This is a genomic window from Desulfoglaeba alkanexedens ALDC, from assembly GCF_005377625.1.
Taxonomy (GTDB): Bacteria; Desulfobacterota; Syntrophobacteria; order Syntrophobacterales; family DSM-9756; genus Desulfoglaeba; species Desulfoglaeba alkanexedens.
The window spans coordinates 2,733,069-2,751,741 of the sequence record NZ_CP040098.1 but is presented as its reverse complement, the minus strand read 5'-3'; the positions used below and the strand labels follow the sequence as shown (position 1 = coordinate 2,751,741).

The window sequence follows — 18,673 nt, the reverse complement described above, 5'->3', positions numbered from 1 at the left end:
GGAGGTAAACAATGTCCGCTAAGGTAGGTATTGTTGGATCCGGTCAGACCAAGCACGGCAACAGGTCTGAAATCTCCTATCCTGATCTAATTCGGGAGGCGGTTTCCGCGGCATTTGAAAACATCGGCATAGACCCAGCCGATATAGACGGGGTTGTATACGGAACCATGCCTTCCATGATGGAAGGCGTGGCCCTGACGCATCTTTATTTCGCAGATGCCCTGAGGGCCGTGAACAAGCCGATTCTAAAAACCGAGACCTGCGGCTCCACAGGAATATCACTTGCGTTTACAGGCTACTACTGGATAGCCTCTGGAATGGCTGATCTTATTCTCGTAGTCGGTTCGGAAAAAATGCACGAAGGAGACAGTCAGGCTACAATGAGCACGGTGGCTGAGCCTTTTTACCAGCGCTATTTCATTTCAGGCGCAGCGGGAATATTTTCCTTGCAGGGGCAACAGTGGGCCTACAGATATGGAATTTCCGAGGAAAAGGCCAGGGAAGCTGCAGCCAAAATTTCCATGGATCATCATAAGGACGCGCTTGACAATCCGTATGCCCATGTGAAAAAGCGGCTGACAATGGAGGAGATTAAAAACGCCAGGATTGTTGTATACCCGACACGGCTCTGGGATATATGCCCTAATTCCGACGGGGCCTGTGCGGTTTTGTTTGCATCCGAAAAAATGGCCAAGAAGCTCAACCGGAAAACCGCGTGGGTCAAGGGCGTTGGATACAGCGGAGACGAATACTGGTTTGGGGACAGCGACAAGGTTGTATGGCAATGCGCCATACAGGCTGCCAGGCAAGCCTATGATATGGCAGGCATAAAGAACCCCCTTAAGGAACTGGATGTGGCGGAAATCTATAACCCGTTCACCTACCAGGAGCTCATATACTACGAATGCTTCGGATTCTGTGAACCCGGCCAGGCGGCTGACTATACTCTGAAAGGCACTTTTGCCAGGGACGGCGAGCTTCCCTGCGACCCCTCAGGAGGCACCCTATGCACCAATCCCATAGGGGCCACGGGTCTTATACGCACGGCAGAGGCCGCGCTGCAGGTGACCGGCCAGGCCGGGGCGCACCAGATAGAAGGCGCGAAATTGGCCCTGAGCCATGCCATGGGAGGAACGGATCAGTTCAACGGGGTAATGATCCTTGGCAGCGAGGATTGAAAGGAGTACAGAAAATGGAGAAGCATTTCAAGACAATCGATTCCATTGTTTGGCTTCCCCACAGGTATGCTGTAGGCCAGACATTCTACAAATTCTACGAAGGGCTCAGGGAGAAAAAAATACTCGGAAACGTGTGCCCGGAATGCGGAAAAAGGTGGGTTCCCCCCAGGTCATTCTGCCCGGTTTGCAATACGGACATAAAGGACTGGATGGAAGTTTCCCAGCAGGGGCATATAGAATCCTGGACTCGTGCCAGGCGGGAATTCTACGGTCAGCCGGTCAGGCCGCCCTTCCTTGCAGCCCTGATCCAGCTTGACGGAACAGACTGCAGGTTCCTGCACCTGGTACACAAACCAGGGCTTGACCTAGAAATGGAGAAGGATGTTTCAGGGGCTGTTTCCAAAGGACAAAGAGTGCAGGCTGTTTGGAAGGAAGAACGACAGGGACACCTGCTGGATATCAACTACTTTGAAATATTGGATTGAGTCCATCAAACAAGGAGACAGGTAATGCTTACAACAGACAAAAAGGGCAACCCTATCATAGAGGACGAGGTCATAATAGAATACAGTCTGGCTGTCGGCCCCACATGGAACCGCTTCTTTGAGGGGCTGAGCATGCAAAAAATCTTCGGCACGAGGTGCCCTGCCTGCGGCAGGGTCCTGGTTCCTGCCAGGGCCTTCTGCCCAAGGTGCTTTGAAGAAATGAACGAGTGGGTCGAGCTTTCACAGGAAGGAACAGTTGAGGGGTGGATTTTCGTCAACTACGAGTATTTCGGAATGCCTGTGAAACCGCCCTTTGTATGCGGCAATATCCGGTTGGATGGCGCTGACTGCGGTTTTGTTCACCTGATAGGAGGTTTTGAGTATGAAAAAATCGAAGATGTTAGAAAACATGTACACAACGGCATCAGGGTAAGAGCAGAGTGGAATCCGCAGAAGCCAGGCAATATTTTTGACATAAAGCATTTTAAGCCGATTCCCTGAACCAGGCTAGAAATCCTTGATAATAAAGAGCCTCTTGCAAAAGGCTATGTACCAGGCAGAAACAGGCGAAGGTAGGTGCTTCACCGGCCGATCTAGTGCAGATCGAAAAGTATGTATTGCACAAGGCATCCAATCATGGAGGTGAGGATGAATGAGGTTGGAACAGTCTTCAGTCGGGAACAGGAAGATAACATGAACCATTGGTTGAATGAAGAGAGGCAGATTTATGCTCTGTGGGAAAGGGCATACAACCCCGGGGGGCAAAAACAGATCGAGCGCCTTGCAAAGCAGGGGAAAAAGCCGGTCAGGGAGCTGGTAAAGCAGCTTATCGACCCGGACAGCGAATTCCTTGAGTTGAGCAGAGGAGCGGGGTTCGGCATCAACTATGAAACGGCCATGGACGTTCCCTCGGCGGGGCTGGTTACCGGCATCGGGAAAGTTCACGGCAATTGGGTAATGGTTATTGCCAACGACAGCCGGGTTAAGGCTGGCGCCTACTATCCCATCAGCTGTAAGAAACATTTGCGCGCACAGAATATCGCCGAGCAATGCGGCCTGCCCTGTATATACATCGGCGACTCGGCCGGGGGGTTCCTGCCCATGCAGGATCGCGTGTTCCCGGGGCAGGGTCAGTTTGGCCGCTTTTTTTTCAACATGTGCCGGATGTCCGCCAAGGGCCTCAAGCAATACACCTTGAGCACCGGAGGCAACACTGCCGGAGGCGCCTACACGGTTTACCTGGCTGATGAGTCGATCATGATCGACAAGCTGGCCTACTCTTTTTTGGGAGGCCCCCCGATGGTCAAGTCCGCCATCGGCGAAGATGTGACCATGGAAGAGCTCGGCGGCGCCAAGGTGCATACCTCCATATCCGGCGGGGCCGACCATTTTGTCCATACTCAGGACGAAGGCATCGAAAAGCTTCGGGAGCTGCTGAGCTACGATCCGCCGCAGAAACTTTTCATAGACAGGCGCCCCACCATGCCTCCCAAGGTTGACGCCGACCATATTTACAGGGTCCTTCCGAAAGATCCCTATCGTGGCGTGAAAGTCCGCGAGATCATCGCCTGCATCGCGGACGATTCCGAATTCAGTGAATACAAGGAAAAGTATAATCCGGGTCGTGCAGACAACATTGTCTGCGGCAAGATCCACCTGAAGGGTATCCCGGTTGGAATCGTGGCCGCCAACGGGATCGGTGTGATCTTCGTGGATGCGGCCAGAAAAGCGACCGAATGGGTCATCCGGTGCTGCTCCCAGCGGATTCCCATTCTCTACATCCAGGCCTCGCCGGGCTACATGGTGGGGACTCAGGAGGAGTACGCGGGCATTGGAAAGTATGGCTCCGATATGGTCAGAGCGGCGGCATGCGCCGCTGTGCCCAAGATCCAGTGGGTCATCGGCCCCGATCACGGCGCCGCGAATTATGGCATGTGCGGCAGGGCTTACGATCCGCATTTCATATTCAACACCATGCGGGGTCGCACGTCGGTGATGTCGGGGCGAACGGCAGGCTACATTCTGACCTCCCTGGAAAGAGCGAACGCCCGAAAACAAGGCAGGGAGATGAATGAATCGGAACTGCGGGAGTTTGAAAAAATGATGGTGGAAAAATACTCCAGGGAGGCCCATCCATTTTACACGGAGGCACGCCTTTACCATGACGGCACCATACCCTTGAGGGACTGCCGCGATACCCTTGCAACGGCATTCGAGGTTTCCCTGTTGAAGCCGATTGGAGAGTCGTCTTTCGGCAACTTCAAGTTCTAGCCTCTGGATGAACCGGACACCGGCGAATCAAGGGGTACTGGCCCCATATAGATGAACAGGATTCGAGGGGAGGATTTATTGATGTCCGATACCATCCTGCAAGAAAAGACGGCAGACGGCAAGCTGATCCTGACATTGAACAGACCTGCGGCAATGAACTGCATGAATTTTGAGCTGATTACAACGCTGGGGCAAATCATGGAGGAGGTCAATTTCGATCCCTCGGTGCGGGTAGTCCTTATTACCGGTGCGCCTCCTCCGGATGGGAAAAAACCCTCCTTTTCGGCCGGCGCCGATCTTATCGAAAGGAGAAGCTTCACCGAGCAGCAGGTACGAAGCTTTATCGCCACGGTTCGCAAGACCTTGATCGCCGTGGAAAATGCAAAAGTTCCAGTAATAGCTGTACTCAACGGCTACGCCTTCGGCGGCGGGACAGAGCTTGCCCTCGCCTGTGACATAAGGATTGCTTCTTCCAATGTTCTGATGGGGTTGACCGAGACCAGCCTGGCGGTGATCCCCGGAGGCGGGGGCACTCAGCGGCTGCCGCGTATCGTTGGACTGGCAAAGGCAAAAGAGCTGATCTACACGGCCAGGAGGATCGATGCCGAAAGCGCGCTCCGCATCGGCCTGGTGAATCAGGTCGTTGCACCGGAGCGGCTGATGGATGCGGCTTTAGCTCTGGCCGAGGAAATCACCTGCAACGGTCCGATCGCTGTGCAACAGGCGAAATTTGCCCTGAACAAAGGCACCGAATGCAGTCTGGACGTGGCGCTATCGCTGGAATCAAAAGCATACGAAATAACCATACCAACCCGAGACCGGTTAGAAGCGTTGCAGGCGTTCGCCGAAAAACGCAAGCCGGTTTTCAAGGGAGAGTAGTCGGGTTAGCCAAAAGGGGCTTAACCGCCAACGAAATGAAAGGAGTCAGCAGATGGATGGGCAATTTGAGCTGAACTACCCCAAGCGGATTCGCGTTGCAGACGTATCGGTTCGGGAAGGATTGCAACATGAAGAGCACTTCATCCCTACCGATGCAAAGGTGTACTACGTCGAAGAGGCGATCATGGCGGGCTTCAAGCGACTGGAGATTTCCAACTTCGCCAACCCGGCCAGCTTGCCGCAGTTCAGGGACATTGAACAGCTATTCAAACGGGTTCGCGACAGTAAACGGCTGTCGCGAGCAGGGATTAATTTTGACGATATCGAGCTTACCGCCGTCGCCATTCGGGAGACCGGAGTGGACCGGGCTGTGGCCGCCAGAAAAGAGGGATGGGGTCCGGACCGCATCGGCATGATGGTCTCTACCGATGAAGAGCATCATTTCGCCAATTCCGGGACCACGCTGCCCGAGTACTGGCGGGAAGCAAAGCGCTGCATAGAGAAATGCCATGAGGTGGGGATTCGCGTTTTCGGGACCGTGAGCACCATATGGGGCAGTCCCATTTCCGGACCAACGCGCTTGGAGGATGCCCTGGAATTTACCAAAAGATGGCTCAGTATCGGTGCGGATGACATCGAGCACGCCGATCATGACGGATCTGCGCCGCCCAATCAGGTCTATCGCTATTTTTCAATGATAATGGATGCCATTCCCAACAAGGACCTGCACGTGGCACACTTTCACGTAACCAGGGGATGGGGTCTGGCGAATGTCCTCGCCGCGCTGCAGGCCGGGGTCGAGATTCATGAAGGAGTGATGGGCGGTATAGGCGGGCAGCCTGCAAACTTCATCGACGGGATTCCAGTGCGCGGCACCGGGGAGTATTACTACCGGGATCCGAACGTCGTGGGGCTGGTCAGCCTTGAAGACATGCTGGTGATGGTGGATGAGATGGGGATCGATACCGGCATCGATATCGACCGTGTGTTGGCTCTGGGCGTCAAATGGGAAAAGACGATCGGACGGCGGCTGCGCTCCGAGGCCATCCTGAATGGTAGAATTCCCAAGCAGCCACGAGAGGAGTTCAAGCGCAAAGGACTCAGGGAGAGAAAGGTGAGGCTTGGCGAGGAGCCGGGACAGCGCTACCCCGCGGACTGGCCCGAGACCGTTACGATCGATCCCGCCATCTTGGCTGGAAAAAAGGTATAGCTTTCGGCTGTACGATGCCGAGAGAGAAGACCGCAATCTGAAAACAATCTTAGCAGACGGGAGAGACAACCAATGAGGAAGGAAATCCTGGCGCCCATGCCCGGCGTCATAGTGAAGGTCCTGGTAAATGTCGGCGACACAGTGCGTGAGGGTGACGATGTGGTCATTCTGGAATCCATGAAAATGGAAAACCAGATCAGTGCGCAAGTGAGTGGAACCGTAAAGGAGATTCTGGTGGCGGCGGAGGATCGTGTCGCCGATCAACAGACACTGATCATCCTGGCATGAGCGATACGTTGGGCGGTTTAAGGGAGGGTTGCACGTGCAGTATGAGAGAGGTAAAAAGTATGAAGAACTGACAATCGGTGAGAAAGCCTCATTCAGTAAAACGATTTCAGAAACCGATGTTTATCTGTTTGCCGGCATCAGCGGGGATTTCAACCCGATGCATGTCAACGAAGCCTATGCTCGGCAGACGCAGTTTGGCGCCCGTGTCGCGCATGGACCGTTAACGCAAAGCTTGATCGCGCCGGTTTTGGGAACCAAGCTACCTGGGCTGGGCACGGTGGCGTTGGAATTGTTCTGCAGGTTCAGGGCCCCTGTTTATATCGGAGATACAGTGACGGCTATCGCCGAGGTTTCGGAAAAACTGGCAAAGAAAAGGTGGGTTCGCCTCAAGCTGACCTGGTTCAATCAGAAACAGGAACTGGTGGCCGAGGGGGAAGCCCTGGTTATGCCTCCAGGGTGAAGCGGGCTGAGCCGTGCCCCTCCACTGGGAAGGCGCACGGCGATGAAAGCAGTCTGGTGCGCAACCTGGAACTCAAATGCAATGAGAATTTTATTCTGTGATACGAGCTTTGAACATGCGCGCAGACTTCTGCGAAAGCACCTGCCCCATGACCGTATTTGGTGTTGTCCCAGATCAGAGATCGGCGAGCATCTTGCTGAGGCGGAAGTGGCCATTCCGTTGATGTCAACACTCGATGCGCCGTTGCTCAAACGTGGAAAGCGGTTGCGTTTGATCCAGCAATTCGGCGTTGGTCTTGAAGGTATAGACCTTGAGGCGGCGTGGACAATGGGGATCGAGGTGGCCAACGTTCCCAGCGAGCAGACCGGAAATACAGTGTCGGTAACCGAATGGGTTTTGCTGCTGATGTTGGCTCTGGCCCGCGATAACCAGGCCAGGCAAACTCTATTGAACAGAGACGGCTAGGCATTCCGGTTGGAAAAACGTCCTATGGTAAACCGGCGGCGATTGTCGGTTTGGGAAATTTGGGTGCGGCCATTGCTGAAAGACTGAAAGCGCTAAGGGCTTATCGGGTGGGTGGAACTTGTGCGGATGAAGCCAAGTGCATTTCTTGTCAATGTTGCGCGGGGCCCTGTGGTCTCTTAGGCTTTCTTTTAGAGGCGAAATCGGCACTAAAGTCCATTTCCTGATGATCACAATTAATCCCTGGCTTTATTGACAGTCATGATCGCAAAGATGAAAGCTGAGACAGCGATGCCGGCAAGAATAAGATAGTCGCGAATCTCCGGCGCCTTTCCAAACGATGATGCCCGAATCGCATCGGCGGCATGGGTCAAGGGAAGCAGATAAAGCATCTTCTGTGCCCAATGCGGAAGATGTTCGATGGGGAAGAACGTGCCGCCGAGAAATGCCATCGGGGTAATGACAAAGCTGTTGACCATGGCCTGGTCCGCGTGGGACTTGACCAGCATGGCAAAGCCCACCGCGAGGGAGGCGAAGATAAAGCTCTTCAACAGGAAGGCCAGCCATAAACAGCCGTTGTAAGAAAGAGCGACGCCGAGGTGATGAGATAGAGCAGCGGAGACACAGACCAGGCGCCGATCAACCTGGACAGGCGCCGTCGCAGGATCACCATTTCCCGGAAATACACCGCCCACCAACCGTGTATCATTGGATCTTTTTCCCTGTCAGGGCAAGAAAGGCATCCTCCAGGTTCACCCGCCGCAGGGTAAACCTGTTTTGCTGCGTGGCAGCCCATTGCCTGGCCTCTTCTTGGGTCTGAAAGTAAAAAGAGTGCATATAGTTTGACAGGAGTTTCAGGCTTCTCAGCCTCCAAAGTGGCACAGTAGGAGTCAAATCAATGAGTTGCTCTTAGAGTTTTTGTAAGACCCCACCGGTTATCTTGTAGACAAATGCGCCGAGGATCTGCCCCTGAAGTTCGGTTCCTCTCGTTCCCTAGCTCCAGCTTGGGAACGCCCTGCCCGGGAAGCTCCAGCTTCCCTCCTGCTACAGCTAAAACGCGCTGTCTTTCTAGGGAGCTCGCCAGGATCTCGAAGTGATCTTTCCCTTCGTTCCCAATCTCTGGCTTGGGAACGGGCTCACCGAAGCTGGAGCTTCTGCACAGTTGTGTTCCCAATCTGGAGCTTGGGAACAAGAAGCAAAAGATCTGCACACTTCGAAGATTGTTCCATTTCGATTATCTTCATCAGTGCACCTGCCGGGTGAAGATCTGACAGGAGATCCTATAGCATAAAAGCGAAGTAACTTCACTAGGATATCTGATGTATGATAGTTCTATGTATACACGCGATCTCACAGATTAAGGCCCATGTCCTTGGAGGCCCTTATCGATTGCTTCTTTGGGGGACGGACGTTCTTTTGTTCGGGGGGTGTGCCCCCCGGACTACTCCTTCGGCTGCCATGGTCAGCGGCCTCCGATTTCCACCTGGAGGACCATTATGTGACGAAGTAGGGGGTGTTTGGGTTCTCTGCCATGGATTTTGTAGCGGGTTCGCATGGGTCGCGGCCTCATGGGAACCGAAGCTGGAGCTTCTGCACACTTGTGTTCCCAAGCTGGAGCTTGGGAACAAGCGGAAAATCTCACAATGAACACTGTATTCTGGGGAACTGTACTTAGCAGGTCACCGCCGCCCTGCATGGCTTCAATGGTTCCATTTTCAGTAAATGACGGACCCCTTTCGGATCTGGTCCTTCCGTATTTCGTATTCTTCCTTGGTGATCTTTCCGCTCTTGTAGTCCTCTTCTAATTGGTCCATCTGGCGCTTGCTCTGAATCTCATAGGCGGCACCCGTTCCGAGGGCTCCAGTTGCGCCGCCGCCCCAGAAGTCCTTGTTGCAACCCGATAAACCGAGAGCCACAGCCAGCAAAACGGCCATCAGACAACGCATCACCATTTTTTCCTCCTTGTCGACGTTCGTTCCACCACCTCGGGTGAAACGCAAGAACACACGGTCCACCCGGAAGCCCACACATTTATCGATAACATACGACAGGTTGAGCGAGTGTAAAGAAGAAAAGGCCCGAGGGGATGATCCCCTGGGCCCTTGACTGTCCTGGTGCCGAAGCGGGGACTCGAACCCCGACAGGCATATTGCCCACTAGATCCTGAATCTAGCGCGTCTACCAAATTCCGCCACTTCGGCTCGGATAAGGAAAATCATTGCATTCAAAGCGGTCGAACTTTATGATAAGAATCTTTGGGTGTCAAGTTCAATTTTCGATGCACGGAGGCGCCAAGGCGGACCATGGAACTCATCAAGAATATAACCAACCTGTCCAAATCACTCAATAATCCAGCTGTAACCATCGGAAATTTCGACGGCGTCCACCAGGGCCACCAGGCCCTTTTCGCCCGCGTCAGGGAATGGGCCCGAAAACTTCGGGGTCAGTCAGTAGTGATCACCTTCGACCCTCACCCCATGCAGGTCCTGTCACCGCAGAACAGCCCCCGTTTCATCACCACGGCCCCGCGGAAACTCGAACTCATCGCCGCCAGCGGGATCGACGTTGCCGTGGTGATTCCGTTCAGCAGGGAGTTCGCCCGGATCTCGGCCCACGGTTTTGTGAAGGACTTGTTAGTGGACCGCATCGGCACCCGCATGATCGTGGTGGGCTATGACTACCGGTTCGGCAGGAACCGTGAAGGCGACATCGCACTCCTGAAAGAGCTGGGAACGCGCTACGGTTTCGGTGTGGACACGGTGTCCGCCATCCATCTGGGCGGCAGGCTGGTGAGCAGCACCGCCATCCGGAACCTCATCCAGGACGGCCGGATCCACGAAGCGGGAACCCTCCTGGGGCGCCCCTACGAGATCACCGGAACCGTGGTGCAAGGTCGTGCACGGGGCGGACGGCTTCTCGGCTTTCCCACCGCCAACATCAAGATCGTCGACCAAGTTCCGCCGAAACCGGGCGTCTACGCGGTGGAAGTGGAACTGGAAGGGCAGATCTTCGGAGGCGCCGCCAATTTCGGGTACAACCCCACCTTCGGAGATTCCGAACCTTCCCTGGAGGTCCACATCCTTGACTTCACAGGCGACCTGTACGGGAGCACCCTCACCGTGCGCTTCATCGAACGGCTTCGCGACGAGATGAAATTCACGGGGCCGGAACCGCTCATGGCGCAGATCCGGAAGGATATATCTAGAGCGCGCGAGATCCTGTCCGGGAAAGACGTCAGGATGGCCGCTTCGGGTTAGGGCTTGTTCAAAAACAAGCTCATGAAAGTCGGGCCGTGAGATTCCTTGTTCCTGGAGGAGCGGCCTTGGCCGCGACGCGGACCGCCGGCAAGCCGGCTCCTACAGGGCATGAGTTGCTCCTTGAGTGCCGTTCGCGATCCCTCCCCTACGCGAAAAAACGGACACTCAATCCTCAGAAGGGTGAAGGCATTCAGCCTCTTGGAGGCCCCCTGAAAGCCGGCAGCCGCTCTCTACAGGACTAAGGATTCGCCTGCTGCCACATCTTCCGGCGCCGCCCCGCCTTCCTCCGCGGAATCCTCCGCTGCGGCCTCGGGAGCCTCCTCGATCACCAGCCGCTCCACCCGGTCCTCCAAGGCCGAAATGAGGGGCCGCAACGTTTCGGTGGAAAGCGCCGAGATAGGGACACCGCCGAATCTTCTGACCGCCCGCGTCACTTCTTCGTCGCTCAGCCGGTCCATCTTGTTGAGGGCGAGCAGGATGGGCTTCCGCTGAAGCCCCAGCTGTTCCAAGACGTCTTCCACGGACCGGATGTGCTCTTCGCACTGAGGGCTGCTCACATCCACCACGTGGAGCAGCAGATCGGCGTCGTGGAGTTCTTCCAGCGTGGCGGCGAAGGCTTCCAGAAGATCCGAAGGGAGATCGCGGATGAACCCGACGGTGTCGGTCACGATCACTTCCAGATCCCGCGGAAACCGCAGTCGCCGACTGGTGGGGTCCAGCGTAGCGAAAAGCTGATCCTCCACAAACACCCGGCTTTGGGTGAGCGTGTTCAGGAGCGTCGATTTGCCGGCGTTGGTGTAGCCCACGATGGAAATGATGGGCAGCTCGTTCCGGAGCCGCCTCGAACGCCGCTGCGATCGGTTTTTCCGGACCGCGGTCAATTCCCTGTCCAGGTGGGCGATCCGGTCCTTGATGCGCCGCCGGTTGATCTCGAGCTTCGTTTCCCCGGGGCCCCGCACCCCGATCCCGCCGCGGAGCCTCGAAAGGGCGTCGTCTTTCACCCCGAGGCGCGGCAACAGGTACTTGAGCTGCGCCATTTCCACCTGGATCTTCCCTTCTCGGCTCTGAGCCCTCTGCGCAAAAATGTCCAGAATGAGCTGAGTGCGGTCGATGACGCGAAGTTCCGTCGTATCGGTGATGGCGCGCACCTGGGATGGGTTCAGTTCCTGGTCGAAGATAAGGAGGTCCACCCCGTGCTGGAGCGCCGCCACCATGATTTCGCCCAGTTTCCCTTTGCCGATCAGGTACTTAGGGTTGACCTGCCGTTGCCGCTGGATGATGGTTTCCGCCACCGTGATGCCGGCGGCCTGCGCTAATTCTTCCAGCTCCTTCACGGACGCCCGGACATCCCGGCGCTCGGAACCGGCGACGCTCACCAGAATCGCCCGGTCTTTGCGGGTTTCCACGGACTCCGCCCGGCGGTTCTTTTCCAGTTCGTCTTCCAGGGAACCGATGAGTTGCAGGAAATCGGTCCGCGGGGCCGCGCAGGGTTCCGGAGGCAGGATTTCCCACCCGGAGTGCTCCCCGTGGCACCCCGGAAAGATGTGCGCGATTTCCACTTCCTTGGCGCCGCCGCGTTCATCCACCCGAACGGCCGCGATACAGTCCAGCCGCAGGAAGATGAGGTCCATCAGGTCGTCCTGGTTCAGGGGTTCTTCCTTGAGGTGGGTGTGGACGAAGCGCAGGCCGCGCAACCGGCCCCGCCCGCCGCGGCTCTTGGGAAGGTCCGGGATGTAAATCGAGTTCGGCTCCCCCACAAGGACCATCTCCACCGTCCCATCACGGGCCACCATCAGCCCGATCTGGCGTCCCGCCTCAAATGAAAAACGCGCCATGTCTCTCGCCACTTCCGGCGAGACGACAGTTTCGGGAGCGATCCGGCGACGATAGAGATTATCGATGCGTTTCCTAACCTGGCTCTTGATGCCGTTGATCTGACCGTATACCTTGCCGATAAGCTGTAACCTCCTTATCGTGTTGAAGTCCACGGGCAAAGCGACCCCCTTTTTCGGGTCTTCCGCCCTTTTTTTTATTTTATATCAAACCCATGGAAAAAAGTAGGGACATCGGTCACGTGTTGTAGGGATTGCGATGATCCACCAGGCGGACGGCCTTGCCGTCGTTTCGAGGAAGCGACTGGGGTTCCACCAGTTCCACCCGAGGCGTTACTAGAAGCTCGCTTTTCAATTCCCGGGTGATTTTATTCTGGATCCGCTGCAAGTGGCGCATGTCTTCCACGAAAATCCGGTCGGTCACTTCCACCTGGACGGTCATGGTGTCGATGTTGTTTTCGCGATCCAGCACGATCCGGTAGTTGGACCCCACTTCGGGGATACTCATGAGCACTTGTTCCACCTGGACCGGAAAGATATTCACGCCCTTGATGATGAACATGTCGTCGGAACGACCCTGGATGCGGTCCAGGCGCCGGTGGACCCGGCCGCACGGGCAGTCGCCGGGAAGGATGCGGGTGAGGTCCTTGGTGCGGTATCGCAGCAACGGCATGCCTTCGCGGTCCAGGGTTGTGAGAACCAGTTCGCCCAGCATGCCGTCCGGAACCGGTTCCAGGGTCGCCGGATCCACGATTTCCACCAGGTACGCGTCTTCCCAGATGTGGAGCCCGTTCCGGGCGGGGCATTCAAAGGCCACCCCCGGGCCGTTCATTTCCGAAAGGCCGTAGCTGTTGTACACCTCGACCCCGAAAAACGCCTCCACCCGACACCGCACCTCCTCCGAATAGGGTTCCGCCCCCATGCAGGCGATTTTCAACTGGAGGTCCCGCCGGGGGTCCACACCCATTTCCGTCATCACGTCCATGAGGCGCAGCGCGAAGCTGGGAATGATGTGAATGACCGTCGTGGCGAAGTCGCGCATGAGCTGGATCTGGCGCTTGCTGTTTCCGGCTCCGGCGGGGATGGTGAGGAGCCCCAGCCGTTCTGCGCCGTAGTGGAAGCCCAAGCCGCCGGTAAACAGGCCGTAGCCGGAAAGGTTTTGGAAGGTGTCCCCGGGGCGCGCACCGGTCATGTAAAGGCACCGAGCCATGAGGTCCGCCCAGCGGTCGATGTCTCTCTGGGTATAAAAAACGGCGGTGGCCTGCCCGGTGGTCCCGGAAGAAATGTGCAGCCGCACCAGATGTTGGCGTTCCACGCAAAGAAACCCGTAGGGATAGGCGTCGCGCAGGTCCTGCTTGGTCGTGAAGGGCAGCTTCCGGATATCTTCCAAGCTTTTGATCCGCTCTCCATCAATCCCGTATTGCCGCGCCCTTGCCCCATAGAAGGGGGATCGGGCCGCCCGCCGGACCGTACGGCGGAGTCTTTCCAGCTGCAGGGCTTCCAGATCGCTTCGCCCCAGGAGCTCCACGCCGGGGTCCAAGTAGGCTTCCACCAGGGAAGCGGCCCGTTCCCCCGCCTGCGGATGGTTCACCCGCTTCAAGGCTTCTTGTCCTTTCAGGCGACAGCCCGTGCCAGGTTTTCGAACTTGGTGTAGCTGTCGATGTACGCCAGTCTAACGTCGCCCGTCGGGCCGTTTCGCTGCTTGCGAATCAGCACCTCCGCGGTTCCCTTGTCCTTGGAATCCTTGTTGTACACTTCGTCGCGATAGATGAAGGCGATCACATCCGCGTCCTGTTCGATGGCGCCCGATTCCCGGAGGTCCGAAAGGAGCGGCCGCTTGTCGTGGCGTTCTTCCACTTTTCGATTGAGCTGGGAAAGGGCCACCACCGGGACGTTGAGTTCCTTGGCCAGGGCCTTGAGCGACCGCGAGATTTCCGAAATCTCCAGTTCCCGCCGTTCCGCGTTGTCTCGGACCCTCATGAGCTGCAGGTAATCCACAATCACGAGCCCCAGCCCCTGGTCCGATTTGAGGCGCCGCGCCTTGGCCCGAAGTTCCAGGGGCGTGATGGCCGGGGTGTCGTCGATGAATATGGGCGCGCTCATGAAACGGCCCGCCGAAGTGATGAGCTTGGCACATTCCTGCTGGCTCAAAAAGCCGCTCCGGATTTTCTGTGAATCCACCCGGGCTTCGGCGCAAAGGAGCCGCATGGCGAGCTGTTCCTTGCTCATTTCCAGGGAAAAGACGGCCACCGGAACACTGCTTTCGAGGGCCGCGTTGCGGGCGATGTTAAGCGCCAGGGCGGTCTTTCCCATGCTGGGCCGAGCAGCGATGATGACGAGATCGGACGGCTGGAAGCCCGAAGTCAGCTTGTCCAGGTCCGTAAAATGCGTGGGAACACCGGTCACCATTTCCCGGGTTCCCTGGAGGGATTCGATGACCCGGATGGTCTCCTTCACCACGTCCTTGATGGGAAAATAACTACTTCGAACCCGCTGCTCGGTGATGGCGAAGATGGCGGCCTCGGCCTTGTCCAGCACCTCGTCACCGCTCAGCCCGCTCCCGTAGCACCAGGAAATGATTTCCCCCGCCACCTGGATCAGCCGCCGCAGGATCGCCTTTTCGCTGATGATCTTGGCATAGGTGGAAACGTTGGCCGCCGAAGGAACGATCTCCATCAAAGCGGCCAGGTAAGCCGCTCCCCCCACCGCCTCCAGCTGCTCCCGTTCCTTCAAAAGCCCGGTCACCGTGATCAAATCGACCGGTTCGTTCCGTTCAAAGAGATCCTGTATGGCTCGAAAGATCGTCCGATGGGCGTCCCGGTAGAACTCATGACCCTTGAGCACCTCCAGGGCCGCGGCCAACCCGCTGTTGTCTAGCAGGATGCCGCCGAGAAGCGACTGCTCCGCTTCGTTCTGATGGGGCGGTACCTTTCTGAGTTCGTCGGGAAGGGCGTTCATAGGCTACGCCTCGGCTTCGACACACACCTTCACCGTAGCGGAAAGCCCCACCTCCAGCCGGACGGCGACGGGAAATTCGCCCAGTTTCTTGATAGGCTGATCCAGCGTCACCGCCTTCCGGTCCAGGTCGAAGCCCTTGTCTTCCAGCGCCTTCAGAATGTCCGCGGCGCTCACGGAACCGTAAAGCTTGTCTTCTTCCACCACCTTGCGGTGAAACACCAGCTTGACACCGTTCAGCTTCTCCGCGACGGAGCGCATTTCCAGGAGGTATTTTTCCCGCTTCTGAGCCAGGATCCGCTTGTGGTGTTCCAGTTCCCGGACGTTCCTTCCGGAAGCCTCCAGGGCCAGCCCCTTGGGGAACAGGTAGTTCCTGGCATAGCCCGGTTTGACCTTGACGATGTCGCCGATGCGTCCGAGCGACGGCATGTTTTCTGTAAGAATCACCTGCATGACGTGTTCTCCTTATTCACTTCACTACATTACTTCCCGGCCGGAGCGTCTAGGGGCCCGAAGCTGCGGTCTCCCGGCATTTCTCAACCGCCCGCAGGCCGCAGGCGCAACCCCGCCACTCGGCAGGCCTCACGCTCCCTCCGAAGCCTTGGGGCCCGAAAGACGTCTGAAATCAAACCACGTATCGAAAAGACCCAGCAGCACCACCGCCAGGCTCACCACCTGCTGCAGGAACACCACGGCGTAGACGATGCCCCTTAAAAGGGCCGGCACCCGCCATCGGTCGCAATAAAAAACCACGACGGCGAAGCCGTGGAGCAGATACACCGCTCCCAAGGCGATCAGCAGGTTCGCGGCCCAGATCCTTCCGGTGGATGAAGGAAGCATCAGGGCGAACCCCGAACCGATCACCGCCCAGACCAGCACCTCGGGCGATTTCCACTGGGACCACGGCTTCCACGCTGGAAGCGCCACACCGCGGGTTCTGCAGAACCGACGGGCCAGGAGCAGGTTGAACCACGAAATCATCACCGTGGCGGCGAAGACCGTCCCCGGCAGCATGGCCACCAGCGTCGCAATCACCGACACCAGTTCTTCCCGGCTCACCCCGGCGCCCGCATCCAGTTCTTCCAAGATTTCCCTTATCGCCGGAATCAGCTTCTGTTCCAAAAGATCCCCGAACGAGGCGCCTCCGCGAAGGTGCATGAGCCAGAAGACCACGGCGCCAACCGCGAAGATCTTGAGGCTCGCTTCCCCCACGATGCGCCCGACGTTCCGCTTCCGCTGCATGCCGCCGGCCAGAAACACTCCGAGCAGCAGCAGTTCGCCCAGGTACACGCACGCCCGGGGAAAACCCAGGACCAGGAGCACGGTGAACCCGATGAGCGCCGCTGCGGCGGGAATCAGGTAACCGGCCGGGCGCCCCCACCGGTAGACTCCCACGAGCGTCGGCAGCGGGGTGATGACCGTCAGGAAAATGCCCATGAGGGGCATCCAAAACCCGCTCAGATAAAGGGCAAGGGTCGATCCCACTCCGACCGCAAGGTCCCTGGGAGTCATGGCGCTTCGGAATTCACGTCCTCCGTCCTGCCCGGTAGTCACATCCATCCTGATTCATCAATCTCGCCCGGCCCCGAACCGGTTCCCATGAGGCTGTCCAGCCACGAGCCGATCACCTTTCCCAACCGTAGCGCAGCCATTCAACACTCTGCGCAACACTACGCATCCTGTTCATGACCCTGCGAAGAGGAACGGTTTTCCGTCGCTTGCACGAGCCGACTTACCGGCGACCGGGGCCAACGGGGCATTGCCGGTTTTACGGGTCGCTGGCAAGCCCGCTCCTATTTCAGACCCTAGACGGGTGCGGATCTTTTAGAACCACATCCAGGGTGACCCTCTGAGGTAGATCCAGATGGCCTTGAAGCAGCAAGCGCATCAGCTCCGTTTCCCCTCGTTCCCAAGCTCCAGCTTGGGAGCAAGGTGGAAGATACAGCTTGGGAACAAGGTCAAAAAATCCCCCTCTCCCTTGATGGGAGAGGGTTGGGGTGAGGGTGAGAAAATTAACGTTTGTCAATCAGTTACATTCCCCTCCCCTTAATCCCCTCCCACAAGGGGAGGGGAAATAGAATTCCCCTCGTTCCCAAGCTCCAGCTTAGGAACAAGGTGGAAGATACAGCTTGGGAACAAGGTCAAAAAATCCCCCTCTCCCTTGATGGGAGAGGGTTGGGGTGAGGGTGAGAAAATTAACGTATGTCAATCAGTTACATTCCCCTCCCCTTAATCCCCTCCCACAAGGGGAGGGGAAATAGAATTCCCCTCGTTCCCAAGCTCCAGCTTAGGAACAAGGTCAAAAAATCCCCCTCTCCCTTGATGGGAGAGGGTTGGGGTGAGGGTGAGAAAATTAACGTTTGTCAATCAGTTACATTCCCCTCCCCTTAATCCCCTCCCACAAGGGGAGGGGAAATAGAATTCCCCTCGTTCCCAAGCTCCAGCTTGGGAACTGCCTCACCGAAGCTGGAGCTTCTGCACAGTTGTGTTCCCAAGCTGGAGCTTGGGAACAAGAAGCAAAAGATCTGCACCCACGCTAGACCCTGACCCTAGACTGTAAATTCTGATGTCTGATGTCTAAAGTCTGATGTCTATGGTTTCATTGTCGGGCACGCTCCTAGACCTGGTGCCCCACCGTATAAGGCAGCAGGGCGATCTGGCGGGCCCGCTTGATGGCGAGCGTCAGTTCGCGCTGGTGCTTGGCGCAGTTGTCCGAAATCCGCCTGGGGATGATTTTCCCCCGTTCGGTCATGAAATAGCGGAGGCTCCGGGGGTCCTTATAATCGATCTTCAGACTGCTGTCGGCACAGAAACGGCAAACCCGCCGGCGCCGGAACACTCGTCGTCTTCTACGCTTCACGGCCATTCTACGATTCCTCCCTCAGCTCAAACACGGGGTCGGACTCAGCGCTGGAGCCTCCCCCCAAAAGTGAACACATGAAGAAAAAGGCTCACTCCTCTTCCTCTTCCTCTTCTTCCTCGCCCTCGTAGGCCTCCCCTTCTTCGGATTCCTCCCGGGAAGCCTCTTCCTCTTCATCGCTCGGAGCCGGGGCGCTCTTCGGAGCGCTCACTTCCTTTTCAGGATCCCATTTTTCGTCCACCTTCACGGTGATGAACTTGAGCACGCGTTCGTCGAGGCGCATGTTCCGTTCCAGTTCCATGACCAGCGCGGGATCGGAAGCGAATTCCATGAGCACGTAATGGCCGTAATGGCGCTTCTTGACCGGATAGGCCAGCTTCTTCTTCCCCCAGGGGACGTAGCTCACCACCGTCCCGCCGTTGGTTTCCACGACGCCCTTGAGCTTGTCGCCGACACCGGCCATGTTTTCTTCGGAAAGCTCCGGTTCCAGGATAAAAAAACACTCGTACTTTCGCTTGAACATTCAGCAGGTCCTC

Annotated in this window: 19 protein-coding genes and 1 tRNA gene; 10 read left to right on the top strand and 10 right to left on the bottom strand. The window is 57.0% G+C overall.

Features of this window, described 5'->3' with window-relative positions:
* The first annotated feature begins 11 nt into the window (after positions 1 to 11).
* The 9 genes from FDQ92_RS12470 (at position 12) to FDQ92_RS12430 (ending at position 7,236) form a co-directional block, all read left to right on the top strand.
* Positions 12 to 1,178 (top strand): thiolase C-terminal domain-containing protein, encoded by a 1,167-nt coding sequence (locus FDQ92_RS12470; protein WP_137425196.1) that lies wholly within the window; start codon positions 12 to 14, stop codon positions 1,176 to 1,178.
* Between the two features lie 14 nt (positions 1,179 to 1,192).
* A complete protein-coding gene (locus tag FDQ92_RS12465) occupies positions 1,193 to 1,663 on the top strand; it encodes a Zn-ribbon domain-containing OB-fold protein (protein WP_170180341.1) in 471 nt (156 codons plus the stop codon).
* 24 nt (positions 1,664 to 1,687) lie between these two features.
* Positions 1,688 to 2,164 carry a Zn-ribbon domain-containing OB-fold protein gene (locus FDQ92_RS12460; RefSeq protein ID WP_137425194.1) on the top strand — a complete coding sequence of 159 codons (477 nt, stop codon included), beginning with the start codon at positions 1,688 to 1,690 and terminating at the stop codon, positions 2,162 to 2,164.
* A gap of 147 nt (positions 2,165 to 2,311) precedes the next feature.
* Positions 2,312 to 3,934 (top strand): acyl-CoA carboxylase subunit beta, encoded by a 1,623-nt coding sequence (locus FDQ92_RS12455; RefSeq protein ID WP_137425193.1) that lies wholly within the window; start codon positions 2,312 to 2,314, stop codon positions 3,932 to 3,934.
* A gap of 81 nt (positions 3,935 to 4,015) precedes the next feature.
* The gene (locus FDQ92_RS12450) at positions 4,016 to 4,813 is read left to right on the top strand and encodes an enoyl-CoA hydratase-related protein (protein ID WP_137425192.1); all 798 of its coding nucleotides are present in this window, start codon (positions 4,016 to 4,018) and stop codon (positions 4,811 to 4,813) included.
* A gap of 52 nt (positions 4,814 to 4,865) precedes the next feature.
* Complete coding sequence (locus FDQ92_RS12445) at positions 4,866 to 6,023, top strand: beta/alpha barrel domain-containing protein (RefSeq protein WP_137425191.1); 1,158 nt, start codon at positions 4,866 to 4,868, stop codon at positions 6,021 to 6,023.
* Positions 6,024 to 6,095: 72 nt separating this feature from the next.
* Complete coding sequence (locus FDQ92_RS12440; protein WP_137425190.1) at positions 6,096 to 6,311, top strand: biotin/lipoyl-containing protein; 216 nt, start codon at positions 6,096 to 6,098, stop codon at positions 6,309 to 6,311.
* Positions 6,312 to 6,345: 34 nt separating this feature from the next.
* On the top strand, positions 6,346 to 6,771 hold the full coding sequence (locus tag FDQ92_RS12435) for a MaoC family dehydratase (protein WP_137425189.1): 426 nt from the start codon (positions 6,346 to 6,348) through the stop codon (positions 6,769 to 6,771).
* 42 nt (positions 6,772 to 6,813) lie between these two features.
* Entirely contained in the window at positions 6,814 to 7,236 is a 423-nt protein-coding gene (locus FDQ92_RS12430) for a Rossmann-fold NAD(P)-binding domain-containing protein (protein ID WP_137425188.1), read from the top strand.
* Positions 7,237 to 7,469: 233 nt separating this feature from the next.
* Here FDQ92_RS12430 and FDQ92_RS12425 read toward each other — a convergent pair whose 3' ends face one another.
* The 3 genes from FDQ92_RS12425 to FDQ92_RS12415 all read right to left on the bottom strand — a co-directional run bounded on the left by FDQ92_RS12425 (position 7,470) and on the right by FDQ92_RS12415 (position 9,434).
* The gene (locus FDQ92_RS12425) at positions 7,470 to 7,928 is read right to left on the bottom strand and encodes an ABC transporter permease (protein ID WP_246041991.1); all 459 of its coding nucleotides are present in this window, start codon (positions 7,926 to 7,928) and stop codon (positions 7,470 to 7,472) included.
* A 1,020-nt stretch (positions 7,929 to 8,948) separates the two neighbouring features.
* Positions 8,949 to 9,185 carry an SHOCT domain-containing protein gene (locus tag FDQ92_RS12420; protein ID WP_137425187.1) on the bottom strand — a complete coding sequence of 79 codons (237 nt, stop codon included), beginning with the start codon at positions 9,183 to 9,185 and terminating at the stop codon, positions 8,949 to 8,951.
* A 160-nt stretch (positions 9,186 to 9,345) separates the two neighbouring features.
* Positions 9,346 to 9,434, bottom strand: a tRNA-Leu gene (locus FDQ92_RS12415).
* Positions 9,435 to 9,536: 102 nt separating this feature from the next.
* Here FDQ92_RS12415 and FDQ92_RS12410 point away from each other — a divergent pair.
* The gene (locus FDQ92_RS12410; protein ID WP_137425186.1) at positions 9,537 to 10,490 is read left to right on the top strand and encodes a bifunctional riboflavin kinase/FAD synthetase; all 954 of its coding nucleotides are present in this window, start codon (positions 9,537 to 9,539) and stop codon (positions 10,488 to 10,490) included.
* Positions 10,491 to 10,720: 230 nt separating this feature from the next.
* Here FDQ92_RS12410 and hflX read toward each other — a convergent pair whose 3' ends face one another.
* The 7 genes from hflX to rpsF form a co-directional block, all read right to left on the bottom strand.
* The gene (hflX, locus tag FDQ92_RS12405; RefSeq protein ID WP_246041714.1) at positions 10,721 to 12,478 is read right to left on the bottom strand and encodes a GTPase HflX; all 1,758 of its coding nucleotides are present in this window, start codon (positions 12,476 to 12,478) and stop codon (positions 10,721 to 10,723) included.
* Between the two features lie 82 nt (positions 12,479 to 12,560).
* Positions 12,561 to 13,874 (bottom strand): AMP-binding protein, encoded by a 1,314-nt coding sequence (locus tag FDQ92_RS12400; protein WP_170180424.1) that lies wholly within the window; start codon positions 13,872 to 13,874, stop codon positions 12,561 to 12,563.
* A gap of 62 nt (positions 13,875 to 13,936) precedes the next feature.
* On the bottom strand, positions 13,937 to 15,280 hold the full coding sequence (gene dnaB / locus FDQ92_RS12395) for a replicative DNA helicase (protein ID WP_137425185.1): 1,344 nt from the start codon (positions 15,278 to 15,280) through the stop codon (positions 13,937 to 13,939).
* 3 nt (positions 15,281 to 15,283) lie between these two features.
* Positions 15,284 to 15,730 carry a 50S ribosomal protein L9 gene (gene rplI / locus FDQ92_RS12390; protein WP_137425184.1) on the bottom strand — a complete coding sequence of 149 codons (447 nt, stop codon included), beginning with the start codon at positions 15,728 to 15,730 and terminating at the stop codon, positions 15,284 to 15,286.
* A gap of 129 nt (positions 15,731 to 15,859) precedes the next feature.
* Entirely contained in the window at positions 15,860 to 16,837 is a 978-nt protein-coding gene (locus FDQ92_RS12385; RefSeq protein WP_137425183.1) for a YybS family protein, read from the bottom strand.
* A gap of 1,057 nt (positions 16,838 to 17,894) precedes the next feature.
* Positions 17,895 to 18,143: a 30S ribosomal protein S18 gene (gene rpsR / locus FDQ92_RS12380; protein ID WP_137425182.1), complete on the bottom strand. Its 249-nt coding sequence runs from the start codon at positions 18,141 to 18,143 to the stop codon at positions 17,895 to 17,897.
* Between the two features lie 85 nt (positions 18,144 to 18,228).
* Complete coding sequence (gene rpsF, locus FDQ92_RS12375) at positions 18,229 to 18,660, bottom strand: 30S ribosomal protein S6 (protein WP_137425181.1); 432 nt, start codon at positions 18,658 to 18,660, stop codon at positions 18,229 to 18,231.
* Positions 18,661 to 18,673 lie beyond the last annotated feature (13 nt).

What these genes read in the sequence shown, in the direction of transcription:
- FDQ92_RS12470 (WP_137425196.1), top strand. Translation starts at nt 12, where the DNA reads ATGTCCGCTAAGGTAGGTATTGTTGGATCCGGTCAGACCAAGCACGGC.
- FDQ92_RS12465 (WP_170180341.1), top strand. Translation starts at nt 1,193, where the DNA reads ATGGAGAAGCATTTCAAGACAATCGATTCCATTGTTTGGCTTCCCCAC.
- FDQ92_RS12460 (WP_137425194.1), top strand. Translation starts at nt 1,688, where the DNA reads ATGCTTACAACAGACAAAAAGGGCAACCCTATCATAGAGGACGAGGTC.
- FDQ92_RS12455 (WP_137425193.1), top strand. Translation starts at nt 2,312, where the DNA reads ATGAATGAGGTTGGAACAGTCTTCAGTCGGGAACAGGAAGATAACATG.
- FDQ92_RS12450 (WP_137425192.1), top strand. Translation starts at nt 4,016, where the DNA reads ATGTCCGATACCATCCTGCAAGAAAAGACGGCAGACGGCAAGCTGATC.
- FDQ92_RS12445 (WP_137425191.1), top strand. Translation starts at nt 4,866, where the DNA reads ATGGATGGGCAATTTGAGCTGAACTACCCCAAGCGGATTCGCGTTGCA.
- FDQ92_RS12440 (WP_137425190.1), top strand. Translation starts at nt 6,096, where the DNA reads ATGAGGAAGGAAATCCTGGCGCCCATGCCCGGCGTCATAGTGAAGGTC.
- FDQ92_RS12430 (WP_137425188.1), top strand. Translation starts at nt 6,814, where the DNA reads ATGAAAGCAGTCTGGTGCGCAACCTGGAACTCAAATGCAATGAGAATT.
- FDQ92_RS12420 (WP_137425187.1), bottom strand. Translation starts at nt 9,185, where the DNA reads ATGGTGATGCGTTGTCTGATGGCCGTTTTGCTGGCTGTGGCTCTCGGT.
- FDQ92_RS12410 (WP_137425186.1), top strand. Translation starts at nt 9,537, where the DNA reads ATGGAACTCATCAAGAATATAACCAACCTGTCCAAATCACTCAATAAT.
- dnaB (WP_137425185.1), bottom strand. Translation starts at nt 15,280, where the DNA reads ATGAACGCCCTTCCCGACGAACTCAGAAAGGTACCGCCCCATCAGAAC.
- rplI (WP_137425184.1), bottom strand. Translation starts at nt 15,730, where the DNA reads ATGCAGGTGATTCTTACAGAAAACATGCCGTCGCTCGGACGCATCGGC.
- FDQ92_RS12385 (WP_137425183.1), bottom strand. Translation starts at nt 16,837, where the DNA reads ATGGATGTGACTACCGGGCAGGACGGAGGACGTGAATTCCGAAGCGCC.
- rpsR (WP_137425182.1), bottom strand. Translation starts at nt 18,143, where the DNA reads ATGGCCGTGAAGCGTAGAAGACGACGAGTGTTCCGGCGCCGGCGGGTT.
- rpsF (WP_137425181.1), bottom strand. Translation starts at nt 18,660, where the DNA reads ATGTTCAAGCGAAAGTACGAGTGTTTTTTTATCCTGGAACCGGAGCTT.